This window comes from Dyadobacter sp. SG02, from assembly GCF_900109045.1.
GTDB lineage: Bacteria > Bacteroidota > Bacteroidia > Cytophagales > Spirosomataceae > Dyadobacter.
Genome location: NZ_FNYL01000007.1, coordinates 204,292 through 220,012, shown reverse-complemented (window position 1 = coordinate 220,012; position 15,721 = coordinate 204,292). Strand labels below are relative to the sequence as shown.

The window sequence follows — 15,721 nt, the reverse complement described above, 5'->3', positions numbered from 1 at the left end:
GGCCTATTTTTTGACAAACCTTCCCGTATGTACGGCCCCGTCGGCGTAGGCGACTTTGGCTACGTACATTCCGCCCGGTAAAAGGCTCGTATCGATCGTCGCGGGTTCCGGTAGAGACATTGTATTCAAAGATTTGATTACGACACATTTACCGGCGGCATTATACAAAGTAATCTCCCGGATGGCACCGTTCGTCGGACGGATGATCAGGCTGGCCGCTACCGGATTGGGGTATATTTCAAACACCGGAAGATCATCAAAGCGCACCGCCTGAATGCTGCTGAATGCAAATGTACCGTCCCGGTCTACCATTTTAAGGCGGTACAGATTGCCGCCTTTCAGTGGATTCGAATGCGTAAAAGTGTAGGTTTTCACCATGGCACTTTCACCGGCAGCCGCTTTTTTGCCTATTGAAACCCACGACTTTCCGCTACCGCTATTTTGTTGTATTTCAAAATAATCGCTGTTCGTTTCCTCGCTCGTCGACCATTCGAGCATTGCCGATTTCCCTTCTTTCCTTGCCACGAAGGAGATCAGCGTGACCGGGAGCTGAACGCAAGCGAGGTCCACCATTTCCCGCGTTTCGCAATCGCCCAGGTTGTTCTCGATCAGCGCGTCTTCCTCTGATTTGGTTTTCAGTATCGCGCAGAATTTCGTTGTAGCGCAAGTTTCGAGCGCGGCATTGTCGACAATCGTAATCGTACCGCCAATCGCATCGAGACTGCTCAATCCATCCAGGCTCGTAAGCAGCGAGTCTTCGGCCAGCAGGAAACCACCACCGATACTCTGCAATGCCGCCAGGCCATTGAGATTGGCCAGACTATCATTATAGGTTATTGACAAAGAGTCGATTATCGAAGTGATGTTGTCCAGGCCATCCAGTGATTTGAGGCTGGGATTGGCCTCGATGAAAACGCGGCCGGCGGTTGTCAGGCTGTTGAGCCCCTGCAAATCAGGCAGTAAGAGGTTCGCACCAATCACCAGGGTTCCGTCCTGTCCGAGTGATTGCAGGCTACTCAGGCCGGCAAGGCTTGTCAGCGAAAAGTTATAAATCACCATCAGGTCGCCGTCGATGGACGTCAGCGAGGATAACCCGTCCACATTTTGCAAAGAAAAGTTGAGTGCGAGTTGTATACCCATATTTCCGACAGAAGTCAGCCCGTTCAGCCCGTCCAGGTTTTCCAGCACGGGATTGAGTGTGATTACCATTTCGGCGCCGAAAGACAGCACGTTCTGCAAGCCATCCAGGGTGGTAAGCGACGAATTTGCGAACAAATAGAACCCGCCGCCCACGAAAGAAAGGTTAGTCAACGCCGACAGGTTTGTCAGACTATCGCTGTCCCCGATCGTGAGATGGCTGCCAATGGAAGCCAGCTGATTGAGCCCGTCCAGGTTTTGGAGAAACAGGTTGTATTCCAGAAAAAGCTCGCCACCGACCGACGTCAGTTGGTTAAGACCTTGCAGGTTGAGCAGGCTGTCATTAAAATCGATAAACGCGCTACCTCCTACCGACGCCAGCCCGTTCAGCCCGTTCAGGTCCTTGATCGAGTAATTATTCGTGATTTCCAGGTCACCATTGAGTTGCGTAATGCTCTCCAACCCCGCGAGGGAAGTAAGATTGGTATTGAAACCAATGCGAAGGGAATTATCGACGGATACAACCGCGAGATCATCGAGCGTCGTGAGCGAATCTGTTGTGCCGATGACCAGCGACCCGCCTACCGCACCGATGTTCCCGATTCCCGCCAGGTTTTTCAATGCCAGGTTGCCGTCGATGATCAGGTCGCCGGGCACGATGTTCAGGCCTTCGAGCCCCGCCAGGCTTTCCAATGCGGCATTATCATAGATTTCCACCACCGAACCGACCGAAGTAATCGTAAGGTCGCTGATCGATTTCAGGGAATCGCTCTGCGCGATCACCAGCGAGTCGGTTACCGAAGCGATGTTTCCGATCCCCGCGATGTCTTTCAGCACGGTATTGGAATCTATTACCAGACTGCCCGTCAAAGCGGTAAGGCCTTCGAGCCCGTCGAGGTTTTCGAGTAACGGATTACCATATATTTTCACAGAAGAGCCGACCGAAATGATATTCGCAAGGCCCGCCAAACTTGTCAGCGACGGGTTATTCCTGATCGTGATACTGCCTCCCACACTGGTAAGCGTACTCAGCGAATCGAGGTTCGCGATATCATCCCCTTCAACAATGAGGTTACCCGGCAAATTAACGCAACCCGGATTGGTCGCCACGAAATTATCCAGCGTGAGCTGATCGCCGACGATGAGGTCGGTAGGACATTGTGCCCAGGCGGCAAGCGGCAGCAGCGCTACCAGCAGGAGGTAGAATTTTTTCACAAATAGGAAGGGTTTGTGTTTATCGAAAAATTTTCCGGCGATTATAGCTAAAAACCTTTGAATCACAAACCCTTACCCGTAGTATTAGTTTTAATTTTTAGGTATCGGAACTATGCCGACTGCATCTTGGCCCCGGGCTTTTTAAGAATCAGCGCCGAAATGAGCGTCACCACCAATCCTACCGGTAATATCTCGGCATAAGTCCACAGGATAACCATCAATGGGCTTTGGTACATCTCCTTGTACCCGGCCAGTTCGGTCACCTTCGCTTCGAGCTCCGCGGGTGAGGGGCCTTCGGCCTGGAACTGTTTCAGCAAATGCGCCGTGTATTTGTCCATGAAATCGGGAATGAAAAGGTAGTAATCGATCAGCCAGACGATCACATACACCGTCGATGCGACCAATGTAATGTACAACCCGATTTTGAATGCCTTGCCAAATGTAACCGTGCCGCCGCTGTACTTGTCGCGGTAGTTTTTGATCCCCACGAACACCATGGAGAACGACAGCAGCATGGCCGCGTAACCCAGCAGCATATTACCTTCAAACTCCTGTTTTTGATAGCAAACCGCCATGGAGCAAACCATGAAAGTCGACACAAGCGCCCCTGAAATCAGCCCGCAGATAACGATAATCCTGTTCATATCATTTTGATTTAAATGTCTTATAATGCTGCGAAATTGGGCTGTAATGGCCATTTCCGATTCATACTTTCGGGTGATTTTACATCAGGGAGGTAAAATTATCGCCTGTTCTTTAGTCATGTGTTGTCACGGTTGGTCAGCTGTTGTCAAAATTATGTAGTGACCACACCTGACCACACTTGACAACACATGACCACACATGACAACACCTGATCACTCTTAACAACACTTGACAACACTTGACAACACTTGACAACACCTGACAACACCTGACCACACCTGACCACACCCGACAACACCAACATCACCCATACCAGCATCATGCGATCAGCCTGAGACGCCTCGCGCGCTCGACTGCCTGCGTGCGGTTGCGAACTTCCAGCTTTTCGAAAATCCGTGAAGAATGCGTCTTGACCGTGTTCAGCGATACGAACAACCTTTCGGCGATCTCCTGATTACTCAGCCCTTCGGCCACCAATTGCAGCACTTCCAGCTCCCGCTGGCTAACGCCCAGCCGCAGCCGCTCCGGCTCGTTGACCGTAAAATCCTCGCCCGCCGTCACGTACACCTCCCGCTCCACGATCCTCGTCTCCACTTTGGGTGTGGTAAGCTTGTGAGCCAGCCAGATGCCCAACCCGGTGAACATCAGCGCGATAGCCCCTACGTAAATTTCGATGATATGGTCCATGATCAGGAACCGCAATTCGAGCCACCTGAGCACAAAAAGCAACAAGGCAAGCGATACCCCGTAGAGTAACTCCTGCCTGTGTTTGTGGTAAAAATCGCTGATCGTTTTGGAAACCATTTGTAACCAGTCCGTTGGTTTTCCAAAAATAGAAATTTTCGGCCAGCGGTCGCGGTTTTGCAGGCCGCTATTTGTGCCTGAGAATGACGTCCTTCACCCCTTCGCAAAGGTTTTTGATACGGTGGTAAGAATCGCGGCTGTTTTCCTCCTTGTCGAGGTAGATCATCACCTCGCCCGGCGACGATTCGACGGTCAGTTTTGTCTTGTCTTCCAAAATCGTGACGATCTTGGAATCCCGCTCGGGGTCAATGCGGATCGACTGAATATGGTCGTTCAAGAACTCGCTGACCTCCGGCGACAGGTTATCGTCGAAATGGGCTTTGAAGCGATAATAATCGTCTTCGTCTTTGACGGCAATGCTTACATCACCGTTGTTGCAAGAAGTGAGCATGCCGAGCATGACAATTTGAGAGAAAAGTAATGATTTTAATTTCATGGCTAAAAGTGCTTTACAAGGTACTATGCAATATACAGTACCTGTTTGAAAACTGCAATAGTGATGTGATGAGCGGCAATGCGTGTTTTGTATTAAATTGGCTAAAAACTAATCCTGCAACCGCCTTGAAAACAACCTTGCTTCACTCCTTGAATGGCCGGTACCCGAAACCGCGCCTGTTTTTATTCATCCTGTTGGCGATCTTTGCGATAGCAAATGTGCGCGCTCAGACCGCTCCAAAAGAAGACTCCCTCTACGTCCGCGAGCATTATACCAAAATCGAGCGGCAGATCCCGATGCGCGACGGTGTGAAGCTCTTTACTTCCATTTACCTACCAAAGGACATTTCAAAAAGCGAAACCTACCCCATCCTGCTCAACCGGACGCCTTACAGCGTGGCACCTTATGGCGAGAATGTCTATAAAACTTCGCTCGGGCCGAGCATGCTCTTCGCGCGGGAAGGATATATTATTGTGTATCAGGATGTAAGGGGAAAGCTCATGTCCGAAGGTGATTTCGAGGCTTACCGACCGTTTATTCCTGTCAAAAAGGCTAATACAGACATTGACGAGAGCTCGGATACCTACGATACGATCGAATGGCTCCTTAAAAACATCGAGGGAAACAATGGCAAAGTAGGTACCTGGGGCATTTCGGCACCGGGATACTATGCTACCATGACGGCCGTGGATGCCCACCCGGCATTGAAGATCGCCTCGCCGCAGGCACCGGTTACCGACTGGTTCATGGGCGACGACCGCCACCATAACGGCGCATTTTTCCTGATGGGCACATTTGCATTCCTGTCGTCTTACGGTGCGCCGCGGCCAACGCCTACGCCAAAGCCCTCGCCCCAGTTTTCGGCCTGGGGAACGCCCGATTCCTATGAGTTTTACAAGAAAATGGGTCCGCTGAAAAACTTTAACGAGCAGATTTTCAAAGGCCAGAACCGTATCTGGAACCAGATGATGGAGAATGAAACATACAACGATTTCTGGAAAGCCCGCACGCCGGTGCCGCATTTGAAGAATGTCAAACCGGCGGTAATGGTCGTGGGCGGCTGGTTCGACCAGGAAGATTTGTACGGGCCGCTCAAAACGTACCAGGCCGTTACTTCCCAAAATCCTCAAACGCCCAACTGGCTCATTATGGGTCCCTGGATTCACGGCGGCTGGGCGCGCGGTACGGGGGAATCGCTGGGGAATATCCGGTTTGGGGCCAAAACCAGTACGTTTTACCAAAAGGAAATTGAACTGCCGGTTTTTAACCATTACCTGAAAGACCAGCCCGACCCTAAATTGCCGAAAGCCTACATTTTCGAAACAGGGGCTAACGAATGGCGTAAGTACGACCAGTGGCCTCCGAAAAATACGGTCGAGAAAAAGCTCTATCTGCATCCGGACGGCACATTATCCTTTTCTCCGACGATGACCAGAATGCAGGTGGGCGCCAAACCTGCGTTCGACGAATATCTCAGCGACCCGGACAAGCCGGTGCCGTACACTTCTGAAATCCGCATTATCCGCGGCGCCGATTTTATGTACGAAGACCAGCGCTTCGCCGCCTCGCGCCCGGATGTGCTCGTGTATGAATCCGAAGTTTTGAAAGAAGACGTGACCATTTCCGGCAACGTTTTTGCCGATCTGTTCGTGTCCACCACCGGCACCGATGCTGATTTTGTCGTAAAACTGATCGATGTCTACCCCGGCGACGCGCCGAATGACAGCCCCGTTAACCCGAACATGAAAATGGGCGGCTTCCAGCTGCTGGTCCGGGGCGAGGTAATGCGTGCCAAATTCCGCAAGAGCTTCTCCAAACCCGAACCGATGACGCCCGGCAAGGTCGAAAATGTGAAATTCGATATGCAGGATGCCGCGCACCGCTTCAAAAAGGGCCACAAGATGATGGTACAAGTGCAAAGCTCCTGGTTTCCGCTCGTGGACCGCAACCCTCAGAAGTTTGTAAATATTTATAAAGCCAACGCCTCCGATTTCCAGAAGGCTACGCACCGCGTGTATCTCTCGGGCGAGGCGTCCTCGTACGTGGGCGTGCGCGTGGTCGAGTAGCGCGCCTCAGGCGAGCTTTTTGAATGCAATGGTGAAAGTACTTCCCGCGCCCAGCTCGCTTTCGACAGTGAGCGTACCGTCCTGAGCTTCCATGAATTCGCGACTGATCGCGAGGCCCAGGCCGGTACCTTCCCTGGTGGAGCCCGGCACGCGGAAATAGCGGTCGAAAATCTTGTTCTTATATTCCTGCGAAATGCCCTGACCGGTGTCGGTTACGGCAATACGTACTTTCTCCGTGTCTTCTTCGAGGATAATGCGGATGGTGGAATGGTCGTAGGAATAGCGGATCGCATTGGAAACGAGGTTGGTAAGCACCCAGGCAGCCTTTTCCGAATCCGCCAGGATGTTGGATCGCACGTCATGGTCTTCTATGTGAAGTCGGATATCACGGCTTTCGGCCTGCGTCTCGTTGGATGCGACGGCATACCGGACGATTTCGCGGGGCGACGTCCCGGCAATATTGAGCTGAATTTTACCGCTTTCCACCTGGGTGATATTCAGCAGCTCGCCGGTGATTTTCAAAAGGCGGTCGGCGTCCTCGCGGATGCTGTCGAGCAGGCTGCGCTGTTCTTCGTTGGTATCGCCCACCCGTTCGTTGCGCAGCAGGTCGAGGGTTATTTTAATGGAGGAAATAGGCGTTTTGAGCTCGTGCGAGACGTTGGCGATGAAATTCGTTTTGGCAAAATCCAGCTCTTTGTAAGGCGTTACATTCCGCAGGATGATCACGTGCCCGATCGAGCGCGGCTGATGCTCGCCCGTGGGAACGATGGAAATATCGACATATTCCTTCTCAAAATAGCTTTCCTTGTCGTCGGCATAGATTTTCATCGCCATGCTTTGTCCGTTGCCCCGCTTTTGCGGCTCGAAAATATCTTTCACCAGCGAACGGACCAGGTCGTTGTGCAATGCAACGTCCGTCGCGTCGCGGCCTACCAGCTCCGAGGCCTGCAAACCGGTCACCTTACGGGCCACCCCGTTGGCAAAAATCACTTTCCGGTTTTCGTCCAGGCCTATTACCGGGTCGTGCATATTGTCGATCAGCGTCTCCACCCGCTTTTTCTCGATCATCAGTTTGGCGAGATTACTGCTGTTGTATTCTTCCAGCTTCTCGGCCATGGTATTGAACGACTGCGCCAGCTGCCCGTATTCGTCGTGGCTACCGAAATGCACCCGTTCAGTATAGTTCTCATTGGCTATCTGCCGGATACTTTCGGTGAGCTCGCGGATCGGGTTGGCAATGTTGCCCGGCAGGTTTACGAACAATGTGAATGCGATAACAAAACACAATGTGCCCGTAATCCCGATCCAAACCATCGAACTTTTGGCCGTCTGGCCCGCAATATGGCTTTTCCGGTTGATGGCATCCAGGTTAATGCTCATGATTTCCAGGGCATCGTTACGGATCAGCGCCACCGTTTCCTTATCACGGACATTCGTTTTCAGTTTTTCAAAATGGCCTGCCAGCTGCGCCGTAAGTTCCTTTTCACCTGTTTCAGTGATATTCTTCCGCTGGGCTTCGAGGTTCTTTTTAAATGCATCCAATGCCCCGGCGTGCACTTCCAGCTCGTCGAGCGCTCGGAGCATCTGGCGGGTATATTCAAGGGAGTTGTGATTGGCAATGAGGATATTGCGCGAATCGGCCGAAAGCAGGCTTACCTGTCTGATACCCACCACGGCCAGCACCGTGATCATGGCGAAAAGCAGGCCGATACCCAGCCTTAGTTTGGTTTTGATCTTCATTTCAGGAACGAATTACGAGGTCAATGTCGGAAGAAGACATTTTATTTAAAAGCCCGTTGAACACATTCGTAGCCAGAATGATGTCCGGCGCTGGTTTCCATATCAGCAGCCGCTGTCGTTCAGTTGTTTCAAATGTATTTTATACAAAACGTCGGGAACAATGTCGGCGGGCAGTGGCGACGGCGTGTTTCTGGCCTTCGTCCATACATTGGCATACACAAACACGTTCTCGATCAGGAGCTTCACCATCGTGTCTCCTTCCCGGTAGACTTCCTCAGCAAGGCTGAAACAACGTCGCGCCGCGCGGAAATGCCGGTGCTCCATGGTGTTTTTCGTGCAAGCCGACAGGTAATGGATTGATGAATGGATAGAATTGAAAGTATGCGCCGACACTACCGCGCAATCCGCACCGGCCACGACAGGAAGTTCATTTTTGAGCAGGTTAATGATTTGTAACTGGGTAAACATGGCTGTAATGAGTTTAAAACCAGGCAGGAATGGCTCCCTGCCCGGCTGTTGGGGTTATTTCAATTGATCGAGTGCCAGGTTCAGTTTCAGCACATTGATTTTCGCCGGCCCGAACATGCCGAGCAATGGTCCGTTGATATGATCCTTCACAAGCTGTTGCAACTTCTGCTCCGGCAGGTTACGAACCTTGGCGATCCGCTCCACCTGCACCAGCGTCGCTTTTTCGGAAATGTCCGGGTCCAGACCGCTCCCGCTCGCAGTGACGAGCTCAACCGGAATATCAGCCTTCTTCACGCCCGGGTTATGCACGAGAAAAGTATCGATACGGGCCTGAACCACGCCCAGGTACTCTTCATTGGAAGGGCCCTTGTTGCTACCTCCGCTACCGGCCGCATTGTAACCCACCGCCGAAGGCCGCGAGTTGAAGTATTTGTCATCCGTAAACGACTGCCCGATATTGGCATAATAACGCTTGCCATTTTGCTCGATTACCTCACCTTTACCATGGTTAGGGAAAACCTGGGCCGCACCCAGAACCACCAGCGTATACACGCCCGAGAAGAATATCAGCGTCACGATCGTCAACCGGACCGCTGGGAGAATGTGTTGTTTCATGATATTTATATTTTTATTTTTGAGAAAAAAGAAATGGTATGGATGCTGTGTTAAAAATTCAATCTTCGGAATTCACAGATGAATTGATCGAGAAAATCAAGGCGCTGATTCGTGGTAAGGAAAACTCGGAAATCACCATCAGCATTAGCGACCAGGCTTCCAATGGCACCCTTCGTGAAGAAACCCGCGAAGAATATTTTGAACGACTTGAAAAAGGCATCAAAAACCTTGAGAAAGGCGATGTGATCACTTTCAGCGGCGATTCTTTTGAACTTTTCAGCAAACATCTGACAGAAAAAGAATGAAAAACACGGTTTTCGATCCTATTGCATTCGAAGACCTTGCACAATGGGCTAAAACTGACCCGAAACTGACAAAAAAGGTTTTTGAACTTATTGCCGACATTCATAAGCATCCATTCGAAGGGCTTGGCAAGCCCGAAGGATTGAAACATCAGTTCAAAGGATATTGGAGCCGCAGGATAACCGACGAACACCGATTGATTTACAAAGTCCTTACTTCCGGCGAAATTTTCGTGCTGAGCGTCCATGGCCATTACGAGCAATAAGTTAAAACCAAACACTAACCAGCAAGTCAATCGCCTTAATCCCCACAAAAGGCACCAGCACCCCTCCTAATCCGTAGATCAGCAAGTTCCGTCTCAGCAATGCGCTGGCGCCGATAGGCTTGTAAGTCACCCCTTTCAATGCGAGCGGAATAAGCAGCGGGATGATGACGGCGTTGAAGATGATGGCCGAGAGGATCGCGCTCTCGGGGGTGTGCAGGCGCATGATGTTGAGGCCTTGCAGGGCCGGGATCGATGCGATGAACAGGGCCGGCACGATGGCGAAGTACTTGGCGACGTCGTTGGCAATACTGAATGTCGTGAGCGTACCTCGGGTCATGAGCAACTGCTTACCGATTTCGACGATTTCGATCAGCTTGGTCGGGTCGTTGTCCAAATCCACCATATTACCGGCTTCCTTGGCGGCTTGTGTACCGGAGTTCATGGCCACGCCCACGTCGGCCTGCGCGAGGGCCGGTGCGTCGTTGGTACCGTCGCCCATCATGGCTACGAGTTTCCCTTTTTGCTGCTCGGCTTTGATGTAATTCATCTTATCCTCGGGCTTGGCCTCAGCGATGTAGTCGTCGACACCGGCCTTTTCGGCGATAAATTTGGCAGTCAACGGGTTATCGCCGGTTACCATCACCGTTTTGACGCCCATTTTGCGCAACCTATCGAAACGCTCCTGAATGCCAGGTTTGATAATATCCTGCAACTCGATCACACCGATTACTACCTCATTTTCAGCGACTACCAGCGGCGTACCGCCATTGCTGGAAATATCCCTCACTTTCTCCGCAGTATCAATTGGAAATGCATTACCTGCTTTCTCCGCCAGTTTGCGGATCGCGTCGGACGCGCCCTTGCGTATGCGGGTGTCCAGGAAGTTCACACCCGAGCTTCTCGTTTCAGCCGTGAATTCGATGAACGTCGGGTTTTCGACGCGCAGCTGATCGGAATGCAGGTCGGCGAGCTCTATAACGGACTTACCCTCAGGCGTTTCGTCGGCAATGGAGCTCAGTGCGGCCGCTTTGATGAAGTAGCTTTTGTCGACACCTTTGGCAGGCCAGAAATTGGTGGCTTTACGGTTACCGATCGTGATGGTACCGGTTTTATCGAGCAACAGGGTGTCGATATCACCGGCTGTTTCCACGGCCTTACCACTTTTGGTGATCACATTGGCGCGCAATGCGCGGTCCATACCGGCGATACCGATGGCCGATAGCAAGCCGCCGATGGTAGTCGGGATCAGGCAGACGAACAGGGAGATGAATGCGGCGATGGTAATAGGTGTGTTCGCGAAATCACCGAAGGGTTTCAACGTGATACAAACGATGATGAATACCAGGGTAAAACCGGCCAAAAGGATCGTCAACGCGATCTCGTTCGGCGTTTTCTGGCGGCTGGCGCCTTCTACGAGGGCAATCATTTTATCCAGAAAACTCTCGCCCGGTTCGGTGGTCACTTTCACTTTAATGCGGTCGGAAAGGACTTTGGTACCGCCGGTAACACTGCTTTTGTCGCCTCCCGCCTCGCGGATCACGGGCGCGGATTCGCCGGTAATGGCACTTTCGTCGATGGTGGCAAGACCTTCGATGATCTCCCCGTCGGTCGGAATAATATCGCCCGCTTCGCAGAGGAAAATGTGGCCCTTGCGCAACTGCGAGGAAGGGACGATTTTGATTTCATTCACATACATATCACCCACCGGCTGGATCCATTTCGCAGGAGTTTCTTCGCGGGTTTTACGCAAACTGTTAGCCTGCGCCTTACCACGCGCCTCGGCGATAGCTTCGGCGAAGTTGGCGAACAAAAGGGTGAGCAAAAGGATCAGGAAAATCACCAGGTTGTAAACTATACTGCCCTGCGATTTTTCGCCTGATATGACCCAGATATTCACGATCAGCATCACAAACGTACCGATCCATACGGTGAACATCACGGGGTTACGGAACATGATCCGCGGGTTAAGCTTCACAAAGGATTGCGCCAGCGCTTCCCGTACGAGGTCTCCCTGAAAAAGGGATGTATTTTGAGCTTTCATTTTGGGTATTCGGTTAATTATTGCATTGAAAAATATTCGGCGATCGGCCCGAGGGTCAATGCGGGGAAGAAGGATAATGCGGTGATGATTACGATCACTGCGAACACCATGATACCGAAGGTACCGGTGTCGGTTTTGAGGGTACCGGCGCTTTCCGGAACGTGTTTTTTGGATGCGAGAATGCCCGCAATGGCTACCGGACCGATGATCGGGATAAAACGCGACAGGATGAGCACGATACCGCAGCTGATGTTCCACCAGGGCGTGTTGTCGCCCAGGCCCTCGAAACCGCTGCCGTTGTTGGCCGCCGAGGAAGTGTATTCATAAAGCATTTCGCTGAAACCGTGGAAACCGGGGTTATTCAGCGTGCCGGCGGTCAGTTCGGGCATCGCAACGCCCAATGCGGTGGCGGCGAGGATCAGCAACGGGTGCAGCAGAGCGACGATCATGGCGATCTTCATTTCCCTCGCTTCGATCTTTTTACCCATAAATTCGGGCGTACGGCCGACCATAAGTCCGCTGATAAAGACAGCCAGGATGATGAATATGTAAAAATTGAGAATCCCCGCGCCCGCACCGCCGTAGAATGCGTTGGTCATCATGGACAGCATTTGGGTCAATCCCGAGACGGGCATGAAGCTGTCGTGCATGGAGTTGATCGAACCCGTAGAGATAACGGTAGTGGCTATACTCCAAAACGCAGAGGCCGTTGTCCCGAACCTGGTCTCCTTGCCTTCCATCGCGCCGGAGCTCATATCTACGCCCATTTGGGCGATTTTAGGGTTACCGTGTAATTCACTGATAATAGTGGGAACGGTGAGCAGCAAAAAGCCGAGTGTCATGACGCCGAAGATCACCCACGACAATCTCCTTCTTTTTACATAATAACCCAATGCGAAGATCATCGCCAGCGGAATGATCATCTGGCCGAACATCTCGGTCATATTGGTCGCGTAGTTGGGGTTTTCCAAAGGGTGCGCCGAGTTAGCCCCGAAGAACCCGCCGCCATTGGTACCGACGTGCTTGATCGGCACGAATGCGGCTACGGGGCCGGTCGAAACCTGCACGGTATCCCCCTGCATGGTGTACATGGTATCCTTGCCATCGAATGTCATCGGGGTACCGTTAGAAAGCAAAATCAGCGCGATCACGAACGAAACCGGCAGCAGAATGCGGGTACAGGATTTCACGAGCAAATCGTAAAAGTTACCCAGCTTGTCGGTCGTGCGCTCTTTGATGGCGATGATCACGACAGCCGCGGCCGCCATACCGGTGCCGGCGGTGACGAATTGAAGGAACATCAGGAACAACTGGCCCAGGTAACTCATTCCGGTTTCGCCGGAGTAGTGTTGCAGGTTACAGTTGACGACAAACGAAATGGTGGTATTGAATGCCAGATCAGCCGATTGGGAGGGGTTACCGTCGGGATTGAGCGGGAGCCAGCCCTGGTTCATCAGCACCAGCATTCCGAGGAAAAACCAGACCATGTTGATCGTTAGTAATGCGAACAAATGCTGCTTCCAGTTCATTTCCACATTCGGACGGATGCCGCTTAAACGGTAAAACCCTTTTTCCAAAGGGTTGAAAATGGGGTCGAGGAGCGTTTTTTCCCCTCCATATACTTTCGCGATGTATTTGCCGAACGGTACCGCCAATGCGACCGTCACGACGAACAATGCGATTATGCCAAATAATTCAGTGTTCATTGGATTGGGTGTTTTAGAATTTTTCAGGCTTCACGAGCACGTAGCACATGTACACGAAGACGAGGATCGAGACGATGAATAGCGCGAGCATGATTTCAGATCTTTTCGAAGTAGTGAACGGTTTTGTAAAACAGCGCGAAACTCAAAGCGCCGGCTGCCAGAAGAAGGAGTGTTGTCATGATTTTCAAATTTTAAATCTTTGCAACACTATAATCCATTTCTATTCCCGTAGACTTAAGTCGACGGCAAGGTGTTGATTTTTAGAGAGATGAATTGATTTTGAGTTTTGGGGCACAAAAAAAGCCTATCAAAATGATAAGCTTCTTTATCAGAATGGAAATGCGGTGCTTTACAGTTTGTATTCTTCGATCTTTCGGTAGAGCGTCGCGATGCCTATTTCCAGGAGCCGGGCGGCTTCGGCTTTGTTGCCGTTGGTGTAGTTCAGGACTTTTTGCAAATGCAGTTTTTCGGCACTGGCCATCGAGAATGCCGACATATTTTTACCGCCTTCCTGCCTCGGATGCTGCATTTCGAATGGCAGGCTTTCCGTATCGAGCACCGGGCCGTCGGTGAGGATCACGCTGCGTTCGATCACATTTTTGAGTTCGCGGATGTTGCCGTTCCAGGGATTTTTTTCCAGGGCAAGGATAAACTCCGGTGAAAGCGACGCGATTTTCTTGTTGGTTTTCAATGCAAACTGCGTGGCGAAACTGGTCGCCAGCGCGCCTATGTCGGCCGTGCGCTCGCGTAATGCGGGTAATGTGATCTGGAAAACGGAAAGCCGGTAGAACAGATCGCTACGGAACTCGCCGGCGGCTATTTGTTTGGGCAAATCGCGGTGCGTGGCGGCGATCACCCGTACATTCACTTTGGTTGGATGTGTTTCCCCTATTTTGATAAATTCCCCCGATTCGAGCACGCGCAGTAACTTGGCCTGCAATTCCGGTGCGAGCTCCCCTATTTCGTCGAGGAAAATGGTACCATTGCTGGCTTCTTCGAAAAGGCCCTTTTTGTCGCGCACCGCACCCGTGAATGCCCCCGCTTTATGTCCGAACATCTCGCTTTCGAGCAGATCTTTCCCGAAAGCGGAGCAATTAATGGCTACAAACGACTTCTTGGCCCTGCCACTCGCCTGGTGGATGGATTGCGCGAAAACCTCCTTACCAGTGCCGGTCTCGCCCAACAGCAGCACCGTCGTGTCCGTGGGCGCCACGCGGCGCGCGAGGTCGATGCAGGCTTGCAGGTTTTTGGATTTCCCGATAATCGCGTCGAACGACCGCCTTTCGCCCAGCTGCTTTTCGAGGCTCACCACCCGGCGGTTCAGCTCGGTCTTTTCAATGGCTTTGTACAGCAGCGGGATGATCTTGTTGTTGTCGTCGCCTTTGGTAATGTAGTCGAACGCGCCGTTTTTAATGGCCTGCACACCGTCGGGAATGTTGCCATACGCCGTTAGCAGGATCACCTCCACCAGCGGATATTTCTCCTTCAACTCCTTCGAAAATTCCACGCCGTTACCGTCCGGCAACTTCACATCGCACAGCACCACATCGATATCCGACTGATCGAGCTTTTTCCAGGCGGTCTTAATATCTCCGGCCTCGATCACCTCAAAGCCTTCCAATTTGATCACGCGGGCCATCAGGCCGCGTAACTTCTCCTCATCATCTACTATTAGTATTTTCCTCATGCAGTCTGCTTGCCCCGGATTAGGTCCGGGGTTAATGAATGGCTAAAGATAATGGTTAGGGTGCAAGCAGTAAGCCCAGTAATCGTACATAACCCTGATCCTCGTTTTCAACTCCTCAAAGCTGTTTTCTTTCTTAAAAAAACCCTGGATCGTCGATTCGTAGGCCGTTTCGATCACGAGCGGGTTATCGGCGGTGCTCAGGAAGACGAACGGGATTGATTTCTTGCGGAGATATTCGTTCTTATCGATCCGCTCGCGGAGTTCCAGTCCGTTCATGACGGGCATGTTGATGTCGCAAATAATCAGGAATGGCTGGTCTCGCGTGGTTTCGAGATAAAGCAGGGCTTCTACGCCGTTTCCGAAAAACAAAAGCTCGTTGGGAATGTCAAGCTCCTCTATCACGCTCTTGATTAAAAACTGATCGTCTACGTCGTCCTCGATCGAAATAATGGGTCCTTTGACTGACATTGCCCGTGGATTAATGACTAAAACTTCGGTTGCAAATAACGCAATAATTGGTTCCAATACCAATCGGCCTGCCATTGCTTCAAAATCCGCTTCGCGTAGTTTTTCATCCGTCCCGCGTAGGCCCC

General features: G+C 51.6%; 15 protein-coding genes. 3 read left to right on the top strand and 12 right to left on the bottom strand.

Annotated elements, in window-relative coordinates:
* Window positions 1–3: 3 nt before the first annotated feature.
* The 4 genes from BMW93_RS18240 to BMW93_RS18225 all read right to left on the bottom strand — a co-directional run bounded on the left by BMW93_RS18240 (window position 4) and on the right by BMW93_RS18225 (window position 4,237).
* Window positions 4–2,352 (bottom strand): T9SS type A sorting domain-containing protein, encoded by a 2,349-nt coding sequence (locus BMW93_RS18240; RefSeq protein ID WP_090379871.1) that lies wholly within the window; start codon window positions 2,350–2,352, stop codon window positions 4–6.
* Window positions 2,353–2,462: 110 nt separating this feature from the next.
* Complete coding sequence (locus BMW93_RS18235) at window positions 2,463–2,996, bottom strand: DUF4199 domain-containing protein (protein WP_090379387.1); 534 nt, start codon at window positions 2,994–2,996, stop codon at window positions 2,463–2,465.
* A 319-nt stretch (window positions 2,997–3,315) separates the two neighbouring features.
* A complete protein-coding gene (locus BMW93_RS36150) occupies window positions 3,316–3,801 on the bottom strand; it encodes a response regulator transcription factor (protein WP_090379384.1) in 486 nt (161 codons plus the stop codon).
* A 67-nt stretch (window positions 3,802–3,868) separates the two neighbouring features.
* Window positions 3,869–4,237, bottom strand: coding sequence for a hypothetical protein (locus BMW93_RS18225; RefSeq protein ID WP_090379381.1), 369 nt, complete (start codon window positions 4,235–4,237; stop codon window positions 3,869–3,871).
* 125 nt (window positions 4,238–4,362) lie between these two features.
* On the opposite strand from BMW93_RS18225, the gene BMW93_RS18220 reads away from it, so the two are divergent.
* A complete protein-coding gene (locus BMW93_RS18220) occupies window positions 4,363–6,303 on the top strand; it encodes a CocE/NonD family hydrolase (protein ID WP_229240569.1) in 1,941 nt (646 codons plus the stop codon).
* Window positions 6,304–6,309: 6 nt separating this feature from the next.
* Here BMW93_RS18220 and BMW93_RS18215 read toward each other — a convergent pair whose 3' ends face one another.
* The 3 genes from BMW93_RS18215 to BMW93_RS18205 form a co-directional block, all read right to left on the bottom strand.
* The gene (locus tag BMW93_RS18215) at window positions 6,310–8,043 is read right to left on the bottom strand and encodes an ATP-binding protein (protein WP_090379378.1); all 1,734 of its coding nucleotides are present in this window, start codon (window positions 8,041–8,043) and stop codon (window positions 6,310–6,312) included.
* A gap of 102 nt (window positions 8,044–8,145) precedes the next feature.
* A complete protein-coding gene (locus BMW93_RS18210) occupies window positions 8,146–8,511 on the bottom strand; it encodes a hypothetical protein (RefSeq protein ID WP_090379375.1) in 366 nt (121 codons plus the stop codon).
* Window positions 8,512–8,565: 54 nt separating this feature from the next.
* Window positions 8,566–9,126: a K(+)-transporting ATPase subunit C gene (locus BMW93_RS18205; protein ID WP_090379372.1), complete on the bottom strand. Its 561-nt coding sequence runs from the start codon at window positions 9,124–9,126 to the stop codon at window positions 8,566–8,568.
* A 38-nt stretch (window positions 9,127–9,164) separates the two neighbouring features.
* Between BMW93_RS18205 and BMW93_RS18200 the strand changes: the two genes are divergently transcribed.
* Both BMW93_RS18200 and BMW93_RS18195 read left to right on the top strand, forming a co-directional pair.
* A complete protein-coding gene (locus BMW93_RS18200) occupies window positions 9,165–9,431 on the top strand; it encodes a hypothetical protein (RefSeq protein ID WP_090379369.1) in 267 nt (88 codons plus the stop codon).
* Window positions 9,428–9,694: a Txe/YoeB family addiction module toxin gene (locus BMW93_RS18195; protein ID WP_090379366.1), complete on the top strand. Its 267-nt coding sequence runs from the start codon at window positions 9,428–9,430 to the stop codon at window positions 9,692–9,694. The genes BMW93_RS18200 and BMW93_RS18195 overlap by 4 nt, the downstream gene beginning before the upstream one ends.
* 1 nt (window position 9,695) lies before the next feature.
* On the opposite strand, the gene kdpB is transcribed toward BMW93_RS18195, so the two are convergent.
* From kdpB to BMW93_RS18170, 5 genes are all read right to left on the bottom strand, one after another.
* Complete coding sequence (gene kdpB, locus BMW93_RS18190; protein ID WP_090379363.1) at window positions 9,696–11,735, bottom strand: potassium-transporting ATPase subunit KdpB; 2,040 nt, start codon at window positions 11,733–11,735, stop codon at window positions 9,696–9,698.
* Between the two features lie 17 nt (window positions 11,736–11,752).
* Window positions 11,753–13,441: a potassium-transporting ATPase subunit KdpA gene (gene kdpA / locus BMW93_RS18185; protein ID WP_090379360.1), complete on the bottom strand. Its 1,689-nt coding sequence runs from the start codon at window positions 13,439–13,441 to the stop codon at window positions 11,753–11,755.
* Between the two features lie 13 nt (window positions 13,442–13,454).
* The gene (locus BMW93_RS36295; RefSeq protein WP_090379866.1) at window positions 13,455–13,532 is read right to left on the bottom strand and encodes a potassium-transporting ATPase subunit F; all 78 of its coding nucleotides are present in this window, start codon (window positions 13,530–13,532) and stop codon (window positions 13,455–13,457) included.
* 258 nt (window positions 13,533–13,790) lie between these two features.
* Complete coding sequence (locus tag BMW93_RS18175; RefSeq protein WP_090379357.1) at window positions 13,791–15,128, bottom strand: sigma-54 dependent transcriptional regulator; 1,338 nt, start codon at window positions 15,126–15,128, stop codon at window positions 13,791–13,793.
* Window positions 15,129–15,170: 42 nt separating this feature from the next.
* Window positions 15,171–15,596 carry a response regulator gene (locus tag BMW93_RS18170; RefSeq protein WP_090379863.1) on the bottom strand — a complete coding sequence of 142 codons (426 nt, stop codon included), beginning with the start codon at window positions 15,594–15,596 and terminating at the stop codon, window positions 15,171–15,173.
* Window positions 15,597–15,721: the final 125 nt, after the last annotated feature.